Annotated in this window: 15 protein-coding genes and 1 tRNA gene; 10 read left to right on the top strand and 6 right to left on the bottom strand. The window is 36.2% G+C overall.

Annotated features, from left to right (window positions below; genetic code table 11):
* The first annotated feature begins 297 nt into the window (after positions 1 to 297).
* Complete coding sequence (locus ACKU4N_RS11170; protein ID WP_321316408.1) at positions 298 to 909, top strand: leucine-rich repeat domain-containing protein; 612 nt, start codon at positions 298 to 300, stop codon at positions 907 to 909.
* A gap of 18 nt (positions 910 to 927) precedes the next feature.
* Here ACKU4N_RS11170 and mnmE read toward each other — a convergent pair whose 3' ends face one another.
* Positions 928 to 2,325 carry a tRNA uridine-5-carboxymethylaminomethyl(34) synthesis GTPase MnmE gene (mnmE, locus tag ACKU4N_RS11165; protein WP_321316407.1) on the bottom strand — a complete coding sequence of 466 codons (1,398 nt, stop codon included), beginning with the start codon at positions 2,323 to 2,325 and terminating at the stop codon, positions 928 to 930.
* A gap of 254 nt (positions 2,326 to 2,579) precedes the next feature.
* Here mnmE and ACKU4N_RS11160 point away from each other — a divergent pair, with 254 nt between their 5' ends.
* A complete protein-coding gene (locus ACKU4N_RS11160) occupies positions 2,580 to 2,936 on the top strand; it encodes a hypothetical protein (RefSeq protein WP_124993625.1) in 357 nt (118 codons plus the stop codon).
* 92 nt (positions 2,937 to 3,028) lie between these two features.
* Here ACKU4N_RS11160 and ACKU4N_RS11155 read toward each other — a convergent pair whose 3' ends face one another.
* Positions 3,029 to 3,652 (bottom strand): YqaA family protein, encoded by a 624-nt coding sequence (locus ACKU4N_RS11155; RefSeq protein ID WP_321316406.1) that lies wholly within the window; start codon positions 3,650 to 3,652, stop codon positions 3,029 to 3,031.
* 214 nt (positions 3,653 to 3,866) lie between these two features.
* Entirely contained in the window at positions 3,867 to 4,163 is a 297-nt protein-coding gene (locus tag ACKU4N_RS11150) for a hypothetical protein (RefSeq protein ID WP_321316405.1), read from the bottom strand.
* A gap of 245 nt (positions 4,164 to 4,408) precedes the next feature.
* Here ACKU4N_RS11150 and ACKU4N_RS11145 point away from each other — a divergent pair, with 245 nt between their 5' ends.
* The 8 genes from ACKU4N_RS11145 to ACKU4N_RS11110 all read left to right on the top strand — a co-directional run bounded on the left by ACKU4N_RS11145 (position 4,409) and on the right by ACKU4N_RS11110 (position 11,988).
* Positions 4,409 to 5,239 (top strand): hypothetical protein, encoded by an 831-nt coding sequence (locus tag ACKU4N_RS11145; protein WP_321316404.1) that lies wholly within the window; start codon positions 4,409 to 4,411, stop codon positions 5,237 to 5,239.
* 11 nt (positions 5,240 to 5,250) lie between these two features.
* The gene (locus ACKU4N_RS11140; protein WP_321316403.1) at positions 5,251 to 6,171 is read left to right on the top strand and encodes a universal stress protein; all 921 of its coding nucleotides are present in this window, start codon (positions 5,251 to 5,253) and stop codon (positions 6,169 to 6,171) included.
* Positions 6,172 to 6,545: 374 nt separating this feature from the next.
* Positions 6,546 to 7,802: a sensor histidine kinase gene (locus tag ACKU4N_RS11135; protein ID WP_321316402.1), complete on the top strand. Its 1,257-nt coding sequence runs from the start codon at positions 6,546 to 6,548 to the stop codon at positions 7,800 to 7,802.
* A gap of 5 nt (positions 7,803 to 7,807) precedes the next feature.
* A complete protein-coding gene (locus ACKU4N_RS11130; RefSeq protein ID WP_321316401.1) occupies positions 7,808 to 8,461 on the top strand; it encodes a response regulator transcription factor in 654 nt (217 codons plus the stop codon).
* A 243-nt stretch (positions 8,462 to 8,704) separates the two neighbouring features.
* The gene (nhaA, locus tag ACKU4N_RS11125; RefSeq protein WP_321316400.1) at positions 8,705 to 10,039 is read left to right on the top strand and encodes a Na+/H+ antiporter NhaA; all 1,335 of its coding nucleotides are present in this window, start codon (positions 8,705 to 8,707) and stop codon (positions 10,037 to 10,039) included.
* A 241-nt stretch (positions 10,040 to 10,280) separates the two neighbouring features.
* Positions 10,281 to 10,362: transfer RNA gene (locus ACKU4N_RS11120), tRNA-Leu, on the top strand.
* 89 nt (positions 10,363 to 10,451) lie between these two features.
* Positions 10,452 to 11,396, top strand: coding sequence for an NAD(P)H-dependent flavin oxidoreductase (locus ACKU4N_RS11115; protein WP_321316399.1), 945 nt, complete (start codon positions 10,452 to 10,454; stop codon positions 11,394 to 11,396).
* A 307-nt stretch (positions 11,397 to 11,703) separates the two neighbouring features.
* Complete coding sequence (locus ACKU4N_RS11110; protein ID WP_321316398.1) at positions 11,704 to 11,988, top strand: hypothetical protein; 285 nt, start codon at positions 11,704 to 11,706, stop codon at positions 11,986 to 11,988.
* 77 nt (positions 11,989 to 12,065) lie between these two features.
* Here ACKU4N_RS11110 and ACKU4N_RS11105 read toward each other — a convergent pair whose 3' ends face one another.
* The 3 genes from ACKU4N_RS11105 to gltB form a co-directional block, all read right to left on the bottom strand.
* Positions 12,066 to 12,569, bottom strand: a complete 504-nt coding sequence (locus tag ACKU4N_RS11105) for a DUF6155 family protein (protein ID WP_321316397.1) — start codon at positions 12,567 to 12,569, stop codon at positions 12,066 to 12,068.
* A gap of 201 nt (positions 12,570 to 12,770) precedes the next feature.
* Positions 12,771 to 14,192 carry a glutamate synthase subunit beta gene (locus ACKU4N_RS11100; RefSeq protein ID WP_321316396.1) on the bottom strand — a complete coding sequence of 474 codons (1,422 nt, stop codon included), beginning with the start codon at positions 14,190 to 14,192 and terminating at the stop codon, positions 12,771 to 12,773.
* 80 nt (positions 14,193 to 14,272) lie between these two features.
* Entirely contained in the window at positions 14,273 to 18,793 is a 4,521-nt protein-coding gene (gene gltB / locus ACKU4N_RS11095; RefSeq protein WP_321316395.1) for a glutamate synthase large subunit, read from the bottom strand.
* Positions 18,794 to 19,160: the final 367 nt, after the last annotated feature.

The raw sequence follows: 19,160 nt of genomic DNA, 5'->3' as shown, positions 1-19,160 counted from the left end.
GCAGAGGCTCCTTAAATTCTCCTGTAAACCGCCTAAAGTTTAAAATGGGAATTGAGGGCCCCGGCTTGTTTCTAAAAATACAATCATTTTTGGAAATATTTATTATAGCTTAATTTAATTTGTAAGCCGATATCTATCTAACAGACAAATCCTCCATGTATTGGGGGATTTTTTTATTGCAGGAAAAAAGTGTTGGGAGCTGGTGAAACAAGACATTGGCGCATTTCTTTTTGTTTGGTATAAATAGTAAGTTTACGTTGCTTGTGCAGCACAAATAAACAGTAAGAAATATTATCGATGGGAGACTTACTTATAATTGAAGAGTTGAATGCTCAGCTAAAGTGGAAAATAAAACAAGCAGAGAAAGTTACTTGGTTGATAAAAGGCTATCAGTTGAATGAATTGGCTCAGGTTACCCGTTTAAATATTTCGAAAAAGAATTTGAAAGGCAAGTGGCCTGCTGCACTTTTTAAATTGAAACACCTGGAATTTTTAGACATTCAGGAAAATGGGCTTGAATTGATCCCGGAGGAAACAGCCAATTTAAAGAGTTTACGATGTCTGGATATTCGTCGGAACCAGATCAGTTCACTGCCTCAGTCAATTACTGAAATGCCAAATCTTCAAAAATTATATTTGGGTAACAATAGCTTTACTGTTGTGCCTTCAGCTCTTAGTACCTGTCCTAAACTGGAACTAATTGATTTTACGAACAATGAAATTTCTGAAGGGCTGGAACAGCTTTTGCACTCAGCATCCATCACCAACATTTATTTGGAAAACAATTGCTTAAAGTCATTTCCCTTTCATCTGCTTAAAAGCCATCAACTCACCGAGCTGAATTTAATGGAAAATCAAATTGAAAATATCCCGGAAGATCTGCCGGCTATCATGCGCTTTCATTATTGAAATAAGTCCATTTTTAAATTACTTCCCGATGCAGAAATTCTTAAAGATATTTCCCAAAACTTCATCAGTTGAAATGTCTCCGGTTATCTCGCCAAGGAAATGAAGACATTCGCGAATGTCCTGAGCCAAAAAGTCTGTCGGGATATTTACTTCCAGACCGCTATTAACCCTGTCAATACTTCCCAATGCGTTTTTAAGAGCTTCGAAATGGCGGATGTTGGTTACAATTACATCCTGTTCATTAACAGCACCCATGTTTACTGTTTTCAGCAGTTCGTTGGTTAAGGAGTCGATGTTTTGCTTTTGTTTGGCCGAAATAAAAATGATTTTGTCTTCTACGTCCAGTCCGGTTAATCGTTTTGCCAGCCCCTGAGGATCAGGAATTAAATCAATTTTATTGATGCAAACCACTAGGTGTTGAGTCTCGCGGTCTATGGTCTGATTTACTTTCGAGATAGAATCATTTATGTTTTCCATATCCCGGTCGGCATCAATCAGTAAAAGAACGATTTGAGCCTGTTTCATTTTGCTGTAGGTACGTTCAATACCCATACTTTCAATTCGATCAAGAGTGGTTCGGATTCCTGCCGTATCGATAAATCGGAAAGTTATTCCGCCAAGGTTAATGGTGTCTTCAATTACATCACGTGTTGTTCCTGCAATATCCGAAACAATTGCGCGGTCTTCGTTTAAAAGAGCATTTAACAGAGTTGATTTTCCCACATTTGTGTTGCCCACAATGGCAACAGGAACACCGTTTTTAATCACATTCCCCAACTCAAAAGAGTTGACCAGTTTCTGAATCAGACTTTGTATTTCGTTTACCAAATTGGTTAGTTGAGTGCGATCGGCAAATTCAACATCTTCTTCGCCAAAATCGAGTTCCAATTCAATCAGCGATATAAAATTCAACAATCGACTGCGCAAATTGGCAATTTCGTTCGAAAAACCACCGCGCATTTGCTGCAATGCCACTTTATGAGCTGCGGCCGAACTTGATGCGATTAAATCGGCGACAGCTTCGGCTTGTGAAAGATCCATTTTGCCGTTTAAAAAGGCACGTTGTGTATATTCACCGGGATTGGCGCTTCGGGCACCATTTTTTAGCAGAACCTGAAGAATTCGATATTGAATAAAGGGAGCACCATGACAAGCAATTTCAATGCTGTTTTCGCCCGTGTAAGAGTGAGGAGCTTTAAAAACACTCACTAAAACCTCGTCGATAATTTCTTCGCCATCCTGAATCGTTCCAAAATGAACGGTGTTTGCTTTTTGATCAGCAATGAGTTTTTTGCTTGCTGCTGTAAATACTTTATCGCAGATTGTAAGAGCATCAGCTCCCGAAAGGCGCACAATTGCAATGGCTCCATTGCCAGGAGCTGTTGAAATTGCACATATAGTAGATTGATCAATCATAGTTGTTCCAATTGTAAATAATGAACTACAAAGATAGAAGAGAATTGCTAATTATAAATGTTGAAAAGAACTTAATCCGGATCTTTGCCGCCGGCACTATTTTTTTAGCTTTTCAACACGTCAGCTTTTTTCTTTTGCTATTTTTGTCTGCAAATAAATCTGATACTATGAAACGCCTTTGGTAAAAATACTGCACAAAGTAGAATAAGCGTAATTTGGGAGTTCCATTGGCAAAAACACACAATTATAATCATATGAAAAATATAACGGGTCGTTGGACATTTAACGAAGATTTTGGCTTTGGCAAGGACGAAGGCTTTGCAGAATTTACTCAGGAAGGTGATTCAATAACAGGAGTGGTGGTTTATACCGAAAGAATTGATGATGAAACTCCGTTTAGAGTTCAGCAGGAGGTTGAAGGGAATTTTGATGGTGTTAATTTTAAAGTAACTGGAACAAAAGTTGAATTGCTGGATGTTGAAAATCAGTTTGAATACCATCTGGATACCTGGGAAGGAATTTTAAACGCTAATAATCAGATAGTGGGTCACAGTTACGATGATCATGATTGTTTTGGTGTTTTTGTGATGGAATTTATTGAGTTGCAATAGGATTTATCTCAATGATTTGCATAAAAAAGATCGATGCTCGTGCACCGATCTTTTTTATTTTGTTGAAACGCTTTTGATTTTTGTAACACTCTTTAATTCATAATGTTAAAAATAGCCAGGGCGAACAGATAAAATCGCAAAAAACGAAACAATCCAAACAATAGATATCTTTTAAAATTAAAATTGATAATCCCTGATGCCATGCTTACCATAGAAAATGGCAATGGCAACAATGCTCCTACAACAATTAAAAGTCCACCCCATTTTTTTAGGTTTGTAATGTGTTTCTGCATCTTGTTTTCCACATTTTTTTTAACAGCAGGAATGCTAAGTATTGTTTTACCAATAAAATAGGATACGCAACCCCCCAGATACGAAAGCAGAGCCAGTAAAGAAAGATTAAGTCTTGGATCGGGCAGTGTTTTAACCCAGGCAATAAATAATTCAGGAGGGATTAAGCCCAATATTGATTCCGAAGTAAAAAAGATCAGGAATACACTGGTTGGTGAATAATCTTTAGTTGTTTCATGAAACAAACTATGAAAATCAAGTACATAATATTCCAGAAAAAGAATGAGACCAACGAGCACAGTGAAAGGGACAGCAACCTTTTTTAGACTTGAACCAATAAATTGGTAGAATCCTGTATATGAGTAATATTGATGCAGAAGTTGAATTTTTGGTTTGCGATTTTTTCGCACAATATTTGTTTTCATTAATTATTGATCAGTTTAATCAGGAATTTGTATTTTTAAATGGATCTCTGGGAGTCATCTTAAACACAACCACGCAGTTTTAATAATAAAAACAAAAGTGCTTTTTTATGCGGGTAAAATAGAAGACGTATTTTACAAATCAGCTCTATATCAATGGTAACGTGTCCATTAAAACAAATTTGTAAGGGCAGAGATATACTGCAGAAAAGAAGACTTAGACTTGGGGAGGCGGAGATTTGAGTTTTTGTTTACAAGGATTACTTATCTCGATATTTGAATTCGTAGTCGTGTCCCCATCATATAAATAGAACTCTATATTACTATCAAAATACACATCCATATCTTCCACGTCAGCATCATCATATTCTGATATAGATGCATCTTTTTCGGGTGTTACATCAGCCACCAGTGCAAGTTTATTTTCTTGATTTACCTTAATCATTTGTTGCATGATTGGTATCAACAAAAATAACAGCGATAAGAATATCAGTAAAACTGATGGATTTTTCATGATTCAATATTTGTTGGGCAAATGTATAAAAAATCCAAAGCAAAATGGTGCTGTTTCTAATTTAGAAAATGATAAAGGCTGCAAAGTCAGGCATTAAATATGCTGTTGGATACAGTTTTTTAACGTAAAGTGTATCATCTGTTTTTTTTGTATTTAAAAAGTAGGGTATTCCCCTACACGAATTAGGATCAGCCCTGTTTTGGATCACTTTCATGACCTTTACTTTTGTGATAAAAATTAGAAACATGCACATAGTGAGTGAAGCATACCCAAACAAAGAAAAGATTTTAATTCTTGCAGATTTTTGCGATGGGAATTGGAACGCAATACAGTTTGCGATGAATTACCTTTACAAAACAAATTCTGAAATTTGTATTGTTCAAACCTGGCACAGGCCAAATTTTGGGTTTTCTATGGTCCGAGATCTTTCTCCTATTCTTCAAAAAAATACAGAAAATGAACTGGAAGGGCTAAAAAGAAGGCTTTTGTCATACTACCCTCTTTCTGATTCTGAAATTCACCTGATTTCTTTTGAAGGAGATTTAAATGCATTTTTCAACAGCTCTTTATATGCCAATAAAAATTGGCAAGTCGTTATGGCTGCCAATGAAGGCAGGTACAAACTATCTGAAAATTCAAGAATTGCTGAAATTATTGACAAGGTTATTCATCCTTTATATATCATATCTGGATCGAAATTAAATGATTGTATGTCAGATGGTTTTGTGCTGTCAGAGACAAATAACCCTTCACAATCAGTGCTCGAAGCTCTTAGTAAAATAACTGCTCAGAACAAAATTTTATTACGGGTGTGCATTAATTTCTCAGAACAATCACGGGAGTCATTTGAAAAAAGCAAGAAGATCTACACAGATCATTGCAGGAATACACGTATGGTATTTTTGGAGGTTGGAAATGGCACCGGGGAACAGGAGTTTAATGATTTTGCAGCGGAGATAGGGCAAAGGATTATGATTTTTGATCAGAACCGTTATCGAAAGTTTACTGGTGGTTTAAAATCTTGTTTGGGCTCATGGCTGGTAAGAAGTAAAGGGATAATTATTGGCAATTACTAAATAAAAACACAATGAAAATTCGGAAGTTAAACAAAATACTTGTGCCGATAAGCTTAGCTGGAGATGGAGAAACTGCTTTTAAACAAGCAATGTTTTTTAGAAGAAGACTATCTGCTAATATAACATTACTTCATATTGTTCCTTCTGGCTCACGAATAGGAAATGCAATACAATCGGATACAGTTAGGGGGTTACAGGCAAGAGCCATGGTTCGTTTGGTTCGGTTTGTAAAAATTCATTTTAAAGGCAGGATACCTGAAAACATGAAATTACGAGTGGAAGTTGGTCAGCATATTTCGAAAATTAAAGAGATAGTCAGAGAAGAAAGCTTCGATTTGGTAATTATCAATAAAACCAAAAAAAGTAATTCCTTAATCGATAAATTCAAGAAACACAGTGTTGATAGAATTGTTGACGATTCAATTTGTCCTGTATTATCGGTTGAAAACCGATGGACAAATAGAGGTGTTAGAGACATTTTAGTGCCTGTTGATGTTTCAAGGAGATCAAGAGACTTACTGGAATGGTCCATTTTTATGGGAAAATTGTTAAATGCAAGAATTCATTTACTTACTGCCTTGCTTGTTAAAATTGAATTGGAACGAAGTCTTGCCTTTAGAAAGGCTCACATAATGAAAGAACTCATAATGAGGGAGGGAGTGGATTGCAAAGTAACTATTGTAGAGAGAGAGGAGGGAACCAGATTGAACGCACTTTTATTGGGCGCAAAAAAACAATCTTCCGACCTGATCATGGTTCAGGGGCATCAGGAAATGATTTTCAGTGGTGGTCAAGGAGAGAAACTGGTTACCGGTTTTTTACATAGCTCATCAATCCCGGTATTGTGCTTAGGAATCGAACAGGATAGTTTTTTTTCCAATTTATTGGGATCCCGTAATTCCAGTCCTATAAAATATGAAGTAAGCAATTAGCACCATAACAATAGCGTAAATTAGAGAAGTTAATAAAACAGAGATCATAAAATTAAAGTGGGAATAGTCACAGATAAATTGGGAATGGGACTGTGATTATTTCAAAGGAAAGCTTCACAACAGACAACTAATATGGTGTAAACATAGTTCGAACGTGCAGGCTTTCCTTGCTTAATAATTATAAATGAATAGTTTTACCATATTAGCAATAAGAATTAAAATGTTAATGTATGATGTTTTGGATGACATAAATTATGTTTTTTGAAATTCTATTTGGTAAAATTACTTAAATTAAACTCCTGAGGTGAAAGCGTTGCAGATTATTCGTAAATTTGTTTCCCATTGAGGAATGGCACATAAAATGCCTTTGGAATATGAAGATTAAAAAGAGTTTTTTTATAAAACAGAAAGTAATATTTATTTTATTGCTTTTTAGTTTATTTGCATTTGGAGGAATCATTTATACCTTCAGAAATAGTGCTGTGCTCGATTCTCAGCACATCCGATTAGTTGAATTCTCAGAGAAAGTGGTAAACGAAGTTTTTGATGGGAGAATTAAAATGGACGAATTTCTAAGTGGTAATAAAACCATAACAGACGGTTCTGTTTTTGAAAGCTTCGTAAGAGCCGACAAATATATCTCAGATATTGAACAAATAATTTCTGACTCCAAAAAAATCAAATTAGATAAGGAAAATCACTTTCTCGATCAACTCGCCGAACTAAGACTTTTAATTCATCAGATTAAAGAGATTATCCGTGTTAAAATAAATAAGGACCTGAATGGTATTGATTCAAATTTGGCTGGTTCATATCTTGAATTTATGCTGAAATTTGATGAATACGAAAAAACGCTGCACTCCTTTATCAGTGAAAATAATTATCATTTAAAACGTGAGATATTTATTCTTCTCACCAGCATATTCATTATACTAATTATTAGTTTGATTTTAATCGTCCGGTTAATGGATTCCCTGATTAAAACCAACCATGTACTTCTTCACAATACAATGAAAGTAGAGCAGAGCGAGCGTCGAAGAATAGCTATGGACCTTCATGATGGTTTAGGTGCAATGTTGTCGAGTGTGGGTCTCTACAGCAAGATTTTGGAAAAAGAATTTAAAGATGATTTAAAGACACATGGTAAACTAAATCAAATTACCATGTTGTCAAATCAGGCCTTACAAACCGTTTCAGAAGTAATTAATAATCTGAATCCATCTATTTTAAATCGTTACGATCTTGTTGAGTCGTTGGAAAGATTATGTGCAAGAGTCAACGGCATCGGCAATATCAAACTTCAATTGGAATCAAAGAAGTTTTTTGGAGAAATCAATAAAAGTACCGAGGTAATTCTTTATAGAATTATTAGTGAGTTAATTAATAACACCATAAAGCATGCAAATGCAACAGAAGCATTCATCACGATAAAAGGCAACACCAAAGTTATCCTTTATTATCAGGATAATGGTTCTGGTTTTGATAGTAGAAAGATATCATTACATGAAAAAAACGGCATGGGTCTGTTGAATATTATTGATCGGGTTGAGTCCATTGGCGGCGATTGTTTTATTGAGACTAATCCTGGTAATGGATTTGCAATCACAATTGAATTAGGAATTCACAAATAAATTATATGGAAACAATTAAAGTTATTTTGGTCGACGATCATAAAATATTTAGAGATGGATTTCGTCTCTTGCTGCAAAGTTTTCCATATATTGATGTGATCGATGAAGCTTCGAATGGTCTGGAATTATTAAAAGTGCTTGAGGTGAAGATTCCTGATATTATTTTCATGGATATAAATATGCCGCATATTGATGGAGTAGAAGCAAGTAAAAGGGCGCTCACGAATTATCCTGATTTAAAAATTATAGCACTTACTACTTTTTTGGACGACGATTACCTAGAACAAATGTTAATGGCAGGTGTGGAAGCTTACATGTTGAAGAGTGCTGATATAGAAGAGTTTGAAAAAGCTATTTTGAAAGTGTATTCCGGAGGGAATTATTTTTCAGCAGAAATTGTGACCTTACTTTCTGACAAGTTAAATATTCTTCGCAGCCGCAAAGTTCAGCAAAAGGAATTGCCGGTATTTACCGATAGGGAGAAAGAAATCCTTGAATTAATTTGTAAAGGATTTGGAAACAAAGAAATCGCAGAAAAAACCTTTATCAGCCCTAAAACAGTGGAGAAACACAAGAGCAGCCTTTTTCAAAAGACAGGTGCTTTGAATACTGTAAATTTGGTGATATATAGCTTTAAACATCAAATCGTGAATTTCTAAACTATTTTTCCAGAAGTAGGTCTGATTCAATAAATATTCATTCGGATAATCTGCACCTGAATCAAATTTACATGTCTTATTTTATTGTAATTCCCACTCTGAAGTAGGGTTTTCCCCATTGCTTACTTCTCATTTCAGGCTTATTTTCGCAGGATATTAAACCAAATAGATGCTTAGTGTCTGTTTAAATAATTCATTCTTATTGGAGAGTTAGGATTGATGCTGAGTGAGAATAAAAAAGAAATGATGATACAATTTTTAAAGGAAAAACGAATATTTGATAGAATTAAGAATCCTCTTGTTGAATTTGTAAGGCTGCAGGCATTTGGAGGAATTGTTTTGATGTTTTTTACCATTCTGGCCATTGGATTGACCAATTCCGCATTTGGAGAATCCTTTTTATCATACTGGAAACAATATTTCGGTATTAATTTTGGTGATTGGGAGTTAAACAAGAGTCTTTTACACTGGATTAATGACGGCTTAATGGCAGTTTTCTTTTTCGTAGTTGGATTAGAAATAAAAAGAGAATTGCTTACAGGAGGTCTGTCATCAGTTAAAAAGGCAAGTTTACCAATTTTTGCGGCTATTGGAGGTATGTTAGTGCCTGCATTAATATATTTCGGTCTAAATCAAACCGGATCAGGAACACATGGCTGGGGAATCCCAATGGCAACAGATATTGCCTTCGCCTTAGGAATATTACTTCTTCTGGGTAAAAGAATTCCGACTTCACTTAAGCTTCTATTAACCTCAATTGCAATTGTTGATGATATAGGTGCTGTAATTGTAATTGCTCTTTATTATACCAGTGAAATTGATTGGGTTTATCTTCTTTATGGCGGTGGTATATATGCTGTTTTATGGTGTCTCAATTTATTAAAAATCAGAAATATTCCTGTTTTTTTATTTCTTGGCGTTTTGCTTTGGTTTGCTTTGTTAAAATCGGGCGTGCATGCAACACTTGCAGGTATTCTATTAGCCTTCACAATACCGGCCAGAGCGAACCGAAATGTTTTCGAATTCATTCGATCCAATACCATGCTGCTAAAACAATTGGGAACTACTCTTGCTAAAGATAAAAAGTCAAAGGAGAAAAACATACAAGCCTCAATTACGGCCATAAAAGATAATTGTGTTGAGGTAATATCACCGTTGCAGAGGTTAGAACATTTATTTCATCCTTGGGTAGCCTATTTAATAGTTCCCTTATTTGCTTTTTCCAATGCAGGTGTAATTGCAAATACCGATTTAATGAGCAAAGCTTTTGATCCAATCTCTCTTGGTATAATTTTAGGTCTGTTTATAGGGAAACCCCTTGGTATTTTTCTGTTTTCCTATTTAGGCGTAAGAATAGGCATAGCTCAGAAACCTCAAAAAATATGTTGGTCACAAATTATTGGAATTGGATTTTTGGGAGGAATTGGTTTCACGATGTCCTTCTTTGTCTCGCAACTTGCCTTTTCTGATTCATTAATTTTAAATCAGGCAAAAATTGCTGTGCTAATAGCCTCAATTATGTCGGGTCTGATCGGTTTTTTCATCTTAAAATTATTCGGTAATCAATCAACAAAATAAATGTTTTTCATAGTTTAGTTAATTCTTTGAGGGCCGAAACGTATGTTTCGGCCTTCTCTTTTAATTTAGGTAATGAATTATTCATAAAATTTTTATTTTTTTTTACGATGCGATAAACTTGGAATTCAGAACGTTTAGTCCTGTAATGCCTATTAATAAAGAGGTGTAGTGATTTTTTTCTTGCAAAAAGATTTGGAGGATAAGAAAAAATCCCCATCTTTGCATCGCAATCAAATGAAACGCGGATGTGGCGTAATTGGTAGCCGCGCTAGACTTAGGATCTAGTGCCGAGAGGCGTGGGGGTTCGAGTCCCTTCATCCGCACAAAAAGATCGATACGAAAGTACCGGTCTTTTTTTTTGTCTTCTTTTTAGCTATTTCTTTGTACCTTTTTTGGATCAATCATTTTGTTTATGAACAAACGATCCACTTTGAGCCAACTTCTGGGAATTGAGCATTCAATACTTTTAGCTCCAATGTTTTTAATATCCAATACCAAAATGACTATTGCTGCTTTGCGCTGTGGCTGCACAGCTGCCATTCCTGCTCTCAATTATCGCTCAGATAAGGAATTGCAAGCAGCCATATTGGAAATCCGGAAGGCGACATTAAAACCATTTGGGATTAATTTAATTGTAAATAAATCCAATCTTAAATATAAGTCTCAGTTAAAGGTGCTGCTTGATTTAAAAGTGGATTTTATAATTACCTCTTTGGGAAATCCTAAAGATGTTATTACGGCGTGTAAACCTTTGGGCATTAAAGTTTTTTGTGATATTACAGATGTGCGATATGCTCAAAAAGTGGAGCAATTGGGCGCGGATGCCATTATTGCTGTCAATTCACAGGCTGGTGGACATTGTGGCAATTTACCGGCAAAGGAATTAATTTCTCAATTGATTCAATCCACAACAATTCCAATTATATCAGCTGGTGGTGTCAGCAGTAAGATGAGCGTGAAACAAATGATGGAGTGGGGTGCTTCGGGTGTTTCTGTGGGAACTGTTTTTATTGCAACTCACGAATCGGATGTTACTAAGGAATACAAGCAAGCAATGATTCAGTATGGTTCAAAAAATATCGTAAAAACAACCCGGTTAACAGGATCTCCCCTTACAGTAATCAACACTTCCTATGTGCAGGGAATTGGGACTAAAGCAAACTTTTTGGAATGGCTAATCCATAACAGTCCATTTTTTAAAAAATATGCAAAATTAATACTTGCATGGCAAGGAATGAGTAGAGTGAAAAAATCTGCATTTAAAGCAAGTTACCAAAATGTATGGTGCGCCGGCCCCTGTATCGAATCAGTTAATAGTATTCGTTCTGTTAAAGATGTTTTATCTGATTTGATCTGATCCAAGCTGATAATTAATGTTTCCCAGCTGCAGGTAAAAAGTTATCTGGAGAGTGCAGTATTTTTTAATAATAATAATTATTACCCTATTGTTTTAATTAATCAATATGAAATACTACTTTTATTATGTAATGATTGTATTGGAGTATCTATAGAGTAAATTGATGTGGCATTTTATCTTTTAATTAAATAGAGTTTATCAGTAATGCTGCGAATCAATTTATTCTTGCTTTAATGATAAAACCAAAGGTGGAATAAGCCGAATTAACCTTAAAATAGAAGTAGGTAATTAAAAAAATCAAATAACAATGAGTGAACAAGTTATTCAAATAATCGAAAAGAAAAGCAACGGAATGGCAACGGCAGGTTTTGTATTGGCCCTTATTACCGTATTTTTCGGTTGGATTCCTTTTGTGGGTTGGGTTACTTGGCTGTTAGGGCTAATTTTTAGTGCTATTGGACTAAGTAAGGCCAATAAAGTTGGAGTTGGTAAAGGACTGGCTATTGCCGGTTTAGTTATTAGCTTAATTGGTATTGTTGTGTTATTTGTGGTAGCAGCAAGTTTAGCAGCAATAATTGGCATGAATGTCTAATCAGAAATTCTAACAAAAGGAGGTTGCCGAAAATCCTAAATAGAGTAGGCAAGTAATTTCCTTCCGATCAAAATAGATCATTTTATAAGTTTTTCAAACCCTCGCCAACCAATCCACTTCTGTTCTGTCACATCATCAGCGATACGAATTATTCGATTGTTAAAATCATTTCTTATCGCATTTTCATTGATATAGGTAACCGCTTCGGCAAATGATTTAAGCATACTTTTATAAAAGGCTTCCTGCTTAACGTATTTTTCAGAAGTATATGTGATGGCTATTTCAATCTGATAAAGCATTACATCTGCAATCAAGTTTGGTTCCACACCAAGCTTTTTAAAATGGCGAATAAATTTTTGAGCTACAGAACGTCTCATTTTCGCTTTGCGGCTCGATACAGGAAAGTATTCTTTCGAAATTTTGAATTTACATTCTTCCAGCAATTTATTCTCCTGAGGATTAAAGGCGAAATCGTAAAACTCCTTCACTTCTTTGAATCTGGAATAAAGATCTGTAATTTGTTCCTGAAGCTGCTTTTTGTTCAGTTGCTGCAGGTATTCTTTTAAGTCTTTTTTACTCATGAATTTTTACTGAAAAATTAAAAGTTTCTGCCGGAATGTAAATCTACTAATATATTTTATTAAGAACAGGATAAAGAATATTCATTATGGGAATTCCTTATTCGTTTATATGCAAAGAACCGATAGTTATCTTTGTCGAGATTAAACTATCGGTTCTAACCACTTAACTGCCTATGTTTAGTGTAACTTATTGCATTTTTTTTAAACTCCTAAATATTTATGAATTGCTTGAGCTGTTTTGCGTCCATGATCCAATGCACGAACAACCAGGCTTGCGCCAGATGCCGCATCTCCTGAGCAAAAGATTTTTGAATTTGAAGTTTGACCTCCCGCATCAGTTTTGATATTTCCTCTGCCATCTAATTCGAGTCCTAATTCATTAACTAATCCTTCATGCACGGGATGAACAAATCCCATAGCTAATAATACTAAATCCGCATCGATGGTTTCTTCAGTTCCAGAAACTTCATTCATTTTGAATTGTCCCTTTTCATCTTTAGTCCATTCAATTTGTGTAATGGTAAGTTTATTCACCTTTCCATCTTCGCCTATCAACTCTTTAGAACTAAGAGACCATCTTCTCTCACAACCCTCAAGGTGAGAACTGGACGTTCTTAAGGTTTCAGGCCAGTATGGCCAAGGATTAGTCTCTTTTCTTTCTTCTGGTGGTTTTGGCAACAATTCTATCTGCAAAACAGATTTTGCCTTTTGACGAATTGAAGTGCCAACACAATCAGAACCAGTATCACCGCCGCCAATAACAACAACGTTTTTACCTTTAGCAGATATTCTTTCCTGTTTAGAGAATTCGTCACCGCGTATCAGTTTATTTTGTTGCTTGAGAAAATCCATTGCAAAATGAACACCTTCCAGCTCGCGACCTTTAATTGACAAATCACGTGGTTTCATCGCACCAATAGCTATGCAAATGGCATCATATTCCGCTTCTAATTCGGAAAATGAAACATTCCCACCTACATTTTGATTGATTTTAAATTCGATACCTTCTTCAACAAAAAGTTCCAAACGTCGATCGATAACACCTTTATCCAATTTAAAATCAGGTATTCCATAGCGAAGTAATCCGCCAATTGCATCATCTTTTTCAAATACAGTTACATTATGACCGGCTCTGTTTAACAGATCGGCAACAGATAATCCTGCAGGTCCCGACCCAATTACAGCAATCTTTTTATCAGTACGCTTTTTAGGAGGCCGAGCTTTGATATAGCCGTACTCAAAAGCTTTTTCGATAACAGCAGCCTCATTTTCACGTATAGTTACCGGTGAATTCTGCAATGCCAATACACAAGATTTCTCGCATGGTGCCGGACAAATTCTTCCGGTAAATTCAGGAAAGCTGTTTGTCGAATGCAAAATTTGGCTTGCTTCCTCCCAATTCTCCCTGTAAACAGCATCCTGCCATTCTGGAATTTTACTGGCTGTTGGACAGGCCCAATGACAGAAAGGAACACCGCAATCCATGCATCTGGCCGCTTGGTCTATTCTATCATCAAGATTCAATGTTTGTTCAACCTCCCCAAAATCTCCAATTCTATCTCTTACCGGACGGTAGCCGGCTTCTTTTCTTTTTATTTCTAAAAAACCTTTCGGATTTCCCATAATCGTTCTGTTTGTTAATGAATAGTGAAGTAATTAAAGGAAAGGATCGAATCCAGTTTTCACCTTTCCTTAAAATTTACTTACTCGTGAACTTCTGTTTGCGATTGTGCCGCTTTTAATTTTCGACGAATCTTCTTCAGTTTTTTCTCCTCAAGAACCTTCTTATATTCATAAGGAATAACTTTCACAAAATGTGGCAGATATTCTTCCCAATGAGTAAGTACTTTAGAAGCAACACTACTCTGTGTTAGTAACAAATGTTCGTGGATCATTCCTTGAAGTTCATGAACATCCTGCAAATTCTCAACTGGTTCAAGTGAAACAAGACTTTTGTTACAGAAATAATCCAATCGACCTTCCATATTAAGGACATAAGCAATTCCACCACTCATACCAGCGGCAAAGTTTCTTCCTGTTTTACCTAAAATTACAACTCTACCTCCGGTCATGTATTCACAACCATGATCGCCAACACCCTCAACAACAGCTTTTCCTCCCGAATTACGAACACAAAAACGTTCTCCTGCCATTCCTCTTATATACGCAGCTCCGCTGGTTGCACCATAAAGGGCAGTATTTCCAATAATGATTTGTTCTTCAGGCTTAAATTTGCTTTTCTCTGAAGGATAAACGACAAGCTTTCCTCCCGATAAACCTTTTCCGAAGTAATCATTAGAGTCACCAACCAAACGGAAAGTAATTCCTTGTTCCAGAAAAGCTCCAAAGCTTTGCCCTGCAGATCCTCTAAATATACAATGTATTGTATCCTCGTCTAAAATTCTTTTTGGTTTTAGTAAGGCAACTTTACCCGAAAGCATAGCTCCTGTGGTTCTGTCTGTATTGTTGATTTTCTGATCAATCCAAACTTTTTCTCCATCATGCAATGCTTTCGCAGATTGTTTAATCAGCTCATGATCAAGAACCTCACCAATGGATTTTATTTTAGCGTTTGCACCACATATGGTGTGTCCATCAGTATTTGGAAGATGAATTAAGTTGTCGATACTAACTGTTTTTGCTTTCCAATTTTCGATGTTTTTGCGTTTTTCCAGTAAATCAGATCGACCAACCAAATCATCAAATTTTCGAATTCCAAGTTCAGCCATCAATTCACGACATTCTTCACCAAGAAAAGTGAAATAGTTCACAAGCCATTCTGAACGCCCCAGAAATTTTTCCCGAAGCTCCTTGTTTTGAGTTGCGATTCCGACAGGACATGTGTTTAGGTGACATTTACGCATCATTACACAACCAAGTACAACCAAAGCACTTGTGGCAAATCCAAACTCTTCAGCGCCAAGTAAGGCCATCGAAACAATATCCCTTCCGGTTTTCAATTGTCCATCGGTTTGTAATTTAATACGCCCGCGCAAGTCATTCATTACAAGTGTTTGCTGCGCCTCAGCTAATCCCAGTTCAACAGGTAATCCGGTATGTTTAATTGAACTCAGCGGACTTGCGCCTGTTCCACCTTCACAACCAGCAATTACAATAAGATCAGCATTTGCCTTGGCAACACCCGCAGCAACAGTTCCAACACCATTTTCTGAAACCAACTTCACACTTACACAAGCTGTTGGATTTATATTTTTCAGATCGAAAATTAATTGTGCCAAATCTTCAATTGAATAAATGTCATGATGTGGAGGCGGAGAGATCAGTGTAATCCCCGGAGTTGAATTCCTAAGCTTAGCTATGATATTATCAACTTTAAATCCAGGTAATTGACCTCCTTCTCCCGGTTTTGCACCTTGAGCTACCTTAATTTGTAATTCATCAGCATTTACAAGATATTCAGCATTTACACCAAATCGACCTGAAGCAATTTGCTTAATTGAACTTCTTGCACTTGAATAGAAGCGTTTTGAACTTTCTCCGCCTTCACCGGTATTACTTCTGCCGCCAATTTTATTCATTGCAATAGCCAGAGCTTCATGAGCCTCTTTTGAAATGGAACCATAAGACATGGCACCAGTACAAAATCTCTTCATGATGTTTTCAACCGGTTCAACTTCACTAATGTCAATAGGATTCTTTTTATAATCAAAGAAACCTCTTAGAAAATTGGGTGAAGCAGTTTCTTTATTTACAATTGTGCTGTATTCTTTAAATTTATTGTAATTATTGGTTCTTGTTGCCCATTGCAGTAATCCAATTGTTTCAGGATTCCAGCTATGTGGTTCTCCATTTTTCCGATAATGGATATTACCATTATTCGTTAATAAATCCTGATTATCGAAAGGATTCTCTTCTGAATAAGCTTTTTTGTGATGACAAAGAATTTCTTCTGAAATCTCTTTTAATCCAATTCCCTCAATTCTGGAAATAGTACCAGTGAAGTATTTGTCAATAACATCCTTACTTACTCCCAAAGCCTCGTAAATTTGGGCACCAAGATAACTGCCAATGGTTGATATTCCCATTTTAGACATCACCTTTAGCAGTCCCTTATCAACGGCTTTTATATAATTTTTACGAGCCGTTTTATATTCAAGACTGATTCTGCCATCTTTCACCAATTTGTCAATAACCGCATAACTCATGTATGGATTAATAACACTGGCCCCGTATGCAATCAGTAAGGCAATATGATTTACTTCACGAGCCTCACCTGTTTCCACAACAAGACCAATCTGCATCCTCTTTCTCTTTTTTATAAGATGATGATGAACCGCTGCCACAGCTAAAAGAACAGGAATTGGAGCCATTGACTCAGATATATTCCGATCCGTAAGAATAATGTAATTTTTCTGTTCATCAACAGCCTTTTCAGCTAACTGACAAATAGAATCCAAAGCACTTTCCAAGCCGGCACCATTTTGAGATGCTTTAAACAGCATATCAATAGATTGGTGTCTAAACTCTTCATGCTTCAATTTCTTTATCTTGCCAAGATCAGTGTTAGTAATCAACGGACTTTTGAATCGAATTAACTTGCAATGCTGAGCTGTTTCATCCAATAAATTTTTCTGAACAGATCCTATATAATTGGTCAAATCCATTACCAAATTTTCTCGAATTGAATCGATAGGAGGATTGGTTACCTGAGCAAATAATTGACGGAAGTAATTGAAAAACAACTGTGGTCTTGGCGACAATACAGGTATCGGGGCATCATTACCCATCGATCCCACAGGTTCTTGTGCACCCGTTGCCATTGGCAGAAGAACTCTTTCAAAATCTTCTTTACAATAGTTAAATGTCTTTTGGCAAATGTTAAAATGATCTCCAATATCCGAAGGAACCCGTTTTTCTACAGGAATAGCCTTCAAATCCAAACGATTCTCCTTTAGCCAGTTTTGATAAGGATTCCGATAAGTCAGCTGTGACTTTACCTCTTGGTCGGGAATGATGATTCCAAGCTGAGTATCAACAAGTAATAACTTACCTGGTCTTAGTCGTCCCTTTTCTTTAATTTCTTCGGCACTAAATTGTTGAATACCAACTTCAGAACCCATTACAATCATGTCATCCTGAGTAATCACATAACGAGAAGGGCGAAGTCCGTTTCTATCCAATGTTCCGCCAATATAACGGCCATCAGAAAACACTAACGAAGCAGGACCATCCCAAGGCTCCATAAAAGTGGAATGATATTCGTAAAATGCTTTTAAACTATCAGGGATAGGATTTTTTTCATTCCACGATTCCGGCACCATCATACTCAAGGCATGCGGCAGACTTCTTCCAGTTAAGAATAAAAATTCAAGCACATTATCGAAAGAGGCAGAATCACTCTTGTTTGGTTCAACAACCGGAAATAGTTTTTTGATGTCATCACCAAACATCTCCGATTTTAAAAGAGATTCCCGGGCTTGCATCCACAAACGGTTTCCTTTTATTGTATTGATTTCACCATTGTGAGCTACAATACGAAATGGTTGTGCCAAATCCCAGGAAGGAAATGTATTGGTGCTAAAACGTGAGTGAACCATAGCGATAGCACTTTCCATCCGGGAATCCTGAAGATCACCATAGTATTTTCCCAACTGGTCGCTTGCAAACATTCCTTTATATACCAAAACTTTAGACGAAAGACTAGGGATGTAAAACATCTCCTTTTCTTTCATTTTGGTTGCGCGAATATAACTTTCAGCTTGTTTTCTAGCTAAATAAAGTCGTCGTTCTAATTCATCCTGTTCGTAATTTCCACCAACAAAGATTTGTTTGATTACTGGTTCTGACTCTCTTGCAATTTCACCAATTGCATTGGTGTCCGTTGGGACATCACGTAATTGAAGAAATTCCAATCCTTCTTCTTCCAGAATCTGAATAAGAACTTCAAGACAGAACTTTTCTTCGGTTTCGTCTTTTGGTAAGAAAATTAAACCGGTACCATATCTTCCTGCTAAAGGAAGCTTGATTCCAATTTTTTTGTAGAAATTGTGAGGCAATTGCATTAAAATACCGGCACCATCACCACTTACATTATCAGCACCACGTGCTCCCCGGTGTTCCATATTGCAAAGCACCTCCAGTCCACGGGTAATAATCTCGAAAGATTTTTTTCCTTTAATGTTGGCTACAAAGCCAATCCCACAATTGTCATGTTCGTTCTGAGGGTCGTAAAGACCCTGCTGTTTTGGTCTAAGGTTTCGCATAGGCAATTTTTAGTGCGAAGCCAGGAAATGATTTTATCTTTTAAACTTAAGGACCTTAAGAAATGTATAGAAATCCCCATTCTATAACATTCAGTAGCAACTTTTATAAATCCGAGAGTCACTGCCTTAATTCAAGAAACACCCAAAGATGGAGGTGATCAATTTTTTGCTTGTCTAATCCGTTGAGCAAATATAACACAATTAAATCCACAAATGCAATTATTATTGTTAATCAACTTAACGAAAACGTTTGAAAAGTGAAAAAAACATGATAATTGTCATTGCAAAGGTTTGCATGATATTCAGGCATTTATATATGCCTGAGCTATTTGTCTGACCTGAAAGTAAAGAAATAGTCTTTTTATAT

Origin of the sequence: Labilibaculum sp., assembly GCF_963664555.1 — a bacterium.
GTDB lineage: Bacteria > Bacteroidota > Bacteroidia > Bacteroidales > Marinifilaceae > Labilibaculum.
The sequence above is the reverse complement of the archived record's forward strand: the minus strand, read 5'-3'. Positions and strand labels throughout refer to the sequence as shown.

Coding starts and splice junctions, on each gene's coding strand:
- ACKU4N_RS11170 (WP_321316408.1), top strand. CDS start 298: ATGGGAGACTTACTTATAATTGAAGAGTTGAATGCTCAGCTAAAGTGG.
- mnmE (WP_321316407.1), bottom strand. CDS start 2,325: ATGATTGATCAATCTACTATATGTGCAATTTCAACAGCTCCTGGCAAT.
- ACKU4N_RS11160 (WP_124993625.1), top strand. CDS start 2,580: ATGAAAAATATAACGGGTCGTTGGACATTTAACGAAGATTTTGGCTTT.
- ACKU4N_RS11155 (WP_321316406.1), bottom strand. CDS start 3,652: ATGAAAACAAATATTGTGCGAAAAAATCGCAAACCAAAAATTCAACTT.
- ACKU4N_RS11150 (WP_321316405.1), bottom strand. CDS start 4,163: ATGAAAAATCCATCAGTTTTACTGATATTCTTATCGCTGTTATTTTTG.
- ACKU4N_RS11145 (WP_321316404.1), top strand. CDS start 4,409: ATGCACATAGTGAGTGAAGCATACCCAAACAAAGAAAAGATTTTAATT.
- ACKU4N_RS11140 (WP_321316403.1), top strand. CDS start 5,251: ATGAAAATTCGGAAGTTAAACAAAATACTTGTGCCGATAAGCTTAGCT.
- ACKU4N_RS11135 (WP_321316402.1), top strand. CDS start 6,546: ATGAAGATTAAAAAGAGTTTTTTTATAAAACAGAAAGTAATATTTATT.
- ACKU4N_RS11130 (WP_321316401.1), top strand. CDS start 7,808: ATGGAAACAATTAAAGTTATTTTGGTCGACGATCATAAAATATTTAGA.
- nhaA (WP_321316400.1), top strand. CDS start 8,705: ATGATGATACAATTTTTAAAGGAAAAACGAATATTTGATAGAATTAAG.
- ACKU4N_RS11115 (WP_321316399.1), top strand. CDS start 10,452: ATGAACAAACGATCCACTTTGAGCCAACTTCTGGGAATTGAGCATTCA.
- ACKU4N_RS11110 (WP_321316398.1), top strand. CDS start 11,704: ATGAGTGAACAAGTTATTCAAATAATCGAAAAGAAAAGCAACGGAATG.
- ACKU4N_RS11105 (WP_321316397.1), bottom strand. CDS start 12,569: ATGAGTAAAAAAGACTTAAAAGAATACCTGCAGCAACTGAACAAAAAG.
- ACKU4N_RS11100 (WP_321316396.1), bottom strand. CDS start 14,192: ATGGGAAATCCGAAAGGTTTTTTAGAAATAAAAAGAAAAGAAGCCGGC.
- gltB (WP_321316395.1), bottom strand. CDS start 18,793: ATGCGAAACCTTAGACCAAAACAGCAGGGTCTTTACGACCCTCAGAAC.